Raw genomic sequence first — 3,555 nt, 5'->3', positions numbered from 1 at the left:
CGCGGATGCAGCGCGGAGAGTTTCACCGAGATCGACGGCGCATCGGTGTGGTTGGCGAACGGGCCGCGCGAACCGATCGAGGCGATGGCGTTGCGGTAATCCTGCTGGTAGCGCTCGGCGGTTTCGCTGGTGAGCGCCGATTCGCCCAGCATGTCGTAGGAGTAGCGATAGGCGGTGTATTCGCCCTTGCCGCAACGGTCCAGCGCTTCGTCGATGGTGCGGCCCATCACGAATTGGTGGCCCATGATGCGCATGGCCTGGCGCACGGCCAGGCGGATGGCGGGTTCGCCCGCGCGCCCGACCAGGCGGCGTAGCGCGCTGGTGAAATCCTGCCGGGTTTCCTCGGCGAGATTCACCAGCTTGCCGGTCAGCATCAAGCCCCAGGTGGAGGCGTTGACGAACAGCGACTCGCTCTGGCCCAGATGCTTTTTCCAGTTCGCATCGCCCAGTTTGTCGCGGATCAGCTTGTCCGCCGTGGCCTTGTCGGGGATGCGCAGCAGGGCTTCGGCCACGCACATCAACAGCACGCCTTCCTCGCTGGAAAGGTCGTACTGGCGCATGAAGGATTCCACCGCGCTCTGGTCCTTGGCGCGGGCGCGCACGCGGCTGACCAGGTCGGCGGCCAGGTCGATCACTTTCTCGCGCTCGGCCGGTGGCAAGCTGGACTGGGCAAGCAGGTCGTTCACGGCTTCCGTTTCGTCGCGCAGCCAGGCGGCGGTAATGCGCGCGCGGGCCGGCTCGACGCTGGCCGGCAGTTCGGGGGTAAGAATGGCTTGGGGCACGGTATGCGTAGAGGGGCTGGGAGGGCGCCGATTGTATCGGGAATCGTAAATCCGAAATCGAAAATCGTAAGAGGCTTATATAAGGCGACCACCGCAGTGGCCGCTCTTAACGATTGACGATTGACGATTCCCGATTGACGAGCTAAACGAGACAAATTGTCGCGCCTCGCAGGCCGCTATACGCTGCAGTCGTCCTTGCCCCGGCTCCGCCACGCGGCCTATGATCAAACACGTTCCAGGCACGCCGGACTTCCATGATCGTGCTTCGACCAGCCCTCGGCGGCCTGCCGTGCGTGGTTTGGCTTCGGCCCAATCGCGTACTCAGCCGGCGCGGCCTGCGTCACCTGATCCTGGTGTTGGCTGCGCTGGCGTTGATAACGGCAGGTCTGGGAGCGTGGCAGGGCAATGTATTCGCCCCGCTGTTCGCCCTGATCGAGGCTTCCGCCGTAGCCATCGCCTTGAGCGTGGCTTGGCGGGCCGGCGACCGCAGCGAACGCATCACCCTCGACGGTTCGTCGTTGGAGGTGCACACCCTGCCAGGTCGCCGTTGCACGCGCTTCCAACCCTATTGGGTGCGCGTGCTGCTGGAGTCAGGGGAAGGGCGTTACCGATTGTTGTTGTCGTCGCACGGACGCAAGCTGGAGATCGGGGTTTTCCTCACCGATGAGGAACGCGCCGAGCTGTTCCGGAAACTCAGGGCGTTGCTGGCCGATTTCCAGGCTGAGCGCAGGTAGGGTCAACAAAGGTGCAAACATGACAGCTGGCGGCATCGGGAAGCACGGCATCCGGTTCAGGGGTTCGCAGCACTTCAAGCATGTCTTCGGGGCGTTGGGCATCACCGCCTCCAGTTTGTTTGCCGGCAGCACGCTGGCCAATCCCAGGCCCGATCAGTTGAACCTCACGCCCGGGGTGACGACGTACTCCGAAATTCCTTACATGCTCAACAATATCGCGTTGGGCGTGTGCGTGGTGATCGGCATCCTGGTATTCGGCGCGATGTTCATCGCCATGTTTCGCTTCCGCAAATCGCGCGGCGCGGTGCCGGAGAAGTGGTCGCACAACACCACCATCGAAATCGTGTGGACCGCCATTCCGGTCGTCATTCTTGTTTGCCTGGCCTGGCTGGCTACCGATGGATTGCGCGTGTTCGCCGACACCACCGGTTCGCAGATGACGGTCAAGATCACCGGCTATCAATGGAAATGGCGCTACGACTATGTCGACTATCTTGGCAAGCCGATCAGCCACGTCGGTTTCATCTCCAAGCTGGACGACCAGAGCAATGCCACGCGCCAGCTCAATTCGGGCCTCGATCCGAACGCGGTGAAAGTGGACGGGGAAAATACCTATCTGCTCAATGTCGACCATCCGCTGGTGCTGCCGGTGGGCATGAAGATCCGTTTCGTGATCACGGGCGGCGATGTGATCCATTCCTGGTATGTGCCGGATCTGGGGTGGAAGGTGGACGCCATTCCGGGTGTGATCAATGCAGCCTGGACCAACATCACCAAACCGGGCATTTATCGCGGCCAGTGCGCGCTGCTGTGCGGTCAGGATCACGGTTTCATGCCGATCGTGGTGAAGGCCGTGTCGCAGGAGGATTTCGCCAAGTGGCTGGCCGAGCAGCAGAAACCGGCTACGCCCGCACCGGCGCCGGCATCGACGCAGGGTTGATTCACTCGGCTGCTGATGCAGTTCACGTAAACGCAATCACACGGTAGAGGTTCAAGGTTATGGCCCAAGCAGCCGCCCACGACCACCATGATGAGCATCACGACGAACATCACGAGCACCTGAACTTTTTTCAGCGCTGGGTGATGTCCACCAACCACAAGGACATCGGCACGCTCTACCTGATATTCGCGCTGCTGATGTTCTTCATCGGCGGCAGCTTTGCGATGGTGATTCGCGCTGAGCTGTTCAAGCCGGGCATGCAGCTGGTGCAGCCGTACTTCTTCAACGAAATGACCACCATGCATGCGCTGGTCATGATCTTCGGCGCGGTGATGCCGGCTTTTGTGGGGCTGGGCAATTGGATGATTCCGCTGATGATCGGTGCGCCGGATATGGCGCTGCCGCGCATGAACAATCTGTCGTTCTGGATTCTGCCGTTCGCCTTCGCATTGATGCTGTCCACGTTGTTCATGCCGGGCGGCAGCATGGCAGGCGGCTGGACCATGCTGCCGCCGCTTTCGTTGCAAACCAGCGCCTTGGCCTACACGGTCTTCGCCATCCACTTGATGGGTATCAGCTCGATCATGGGGGCGATAAACATCATCGCTACCATCATCAATATGCGCGCGCCGGGCATGGACTTGTTGAAAATGCCAGTATTCGTGTGGAGCTGGCTGATCACGGCGTTCCTGCTCATAGCGGTAATGCCGGTGTTGGCCGGCGCGGTGACCATGCTGCTCACCGACAAGTATTTCGGCACGAATTTCTTCAACGCGGCCGGCGGCGGCGATCCTATCCTGTACCAGCACGTATTCTGGTTCTTCGGTCATCCCGAGGTGTACATCATGATCCTGCCGGGGTTCGGGATCATCTCGGAAATCATCCCGACCTTTTCGCGCAAACCGATCTTCGGCTACAAGGCAATGGTGTTCGCAATCGCCTCGATTGCTTTCCTGTCGTTCATCGTGTGGGCACATCACATGTTCACGGTGGGTCTGCCGCTGGGTGCCGAAATCTTCTTCATGTACTCCACCATGCTGATCGCGGTGCCGACCGGCGTAAAGGTGTTCAACTGGGTCGCCACCATGTGGGGCGGCTC

4 protein-coding genes are annotated in these 3,555 nt (G+C 60.8%); 3 read left to right on the top strand and 1 reads right to left on the bottom strand.

The features are described 5' to 3' along the window. Positions 1–782: proline dehydrogenase family protein (locus VMA74_RS03205; protein ID WP_325364741.1), on the bottom strand; the 782-nt coding region annotated here is incomplete at its 3' end. Positions 783–1,036: 254 nt separating this feature from the next. Here VMA74_RS03205 and VMA74_RS03200 point away from each other — a divergent pair. The 3 genes from VMA74_RS03200 to VMA74_RS03190 all read left to right on the top strand — a co-directional run. After that, positions 1,037–1,516 carry a DUF2244 domain-containing protein gene (locus VMA74_RS03200; protein ID WP_325364739.1) on the top strand — a complete coding sequence of 160 codons (480 nt, stop codon included), beginning with the start codon at positions 1,037–1,039 and terminating at the stop codon, positions 1,514–1,516. Positions 1,517–1,535: 19 nt separating this feature from the next. Then, a complete protein-coding gene (gene coxB, locus VMA74_RS03195) occupies positions 1,536–2,456 on the top strand; it encodes a cytochrome c oxidase subunit II (protein ID WP_325364737.1) in 921 nt (306 codons plus the stop codon). Positions 2,457–2,515: 59 nt separating this feature from the next. Further along, on the top strand, positions 2,516–3,555 hold a 1,040-nt coding region (locus VMA74_RS03190; RefSeq protein WP_325364735.1), incomplete at its 3' end, for a cbb3-type cytochrome c oxidase subunit I.

The sequence above is a fragment of the Dyella sp. genome (genome assembly GCF_035508675.1).
Lineage (GTDB): Bacteria > Pseudomonadota > Gammaproteobacteria > Xanthomonadales > Rhodanobacteraceae > Dyella_B.
Note: the sequence above shows the minus strand (reverse complement) of the source record. Positions and strands in the feature narration are given on the sequence as shown.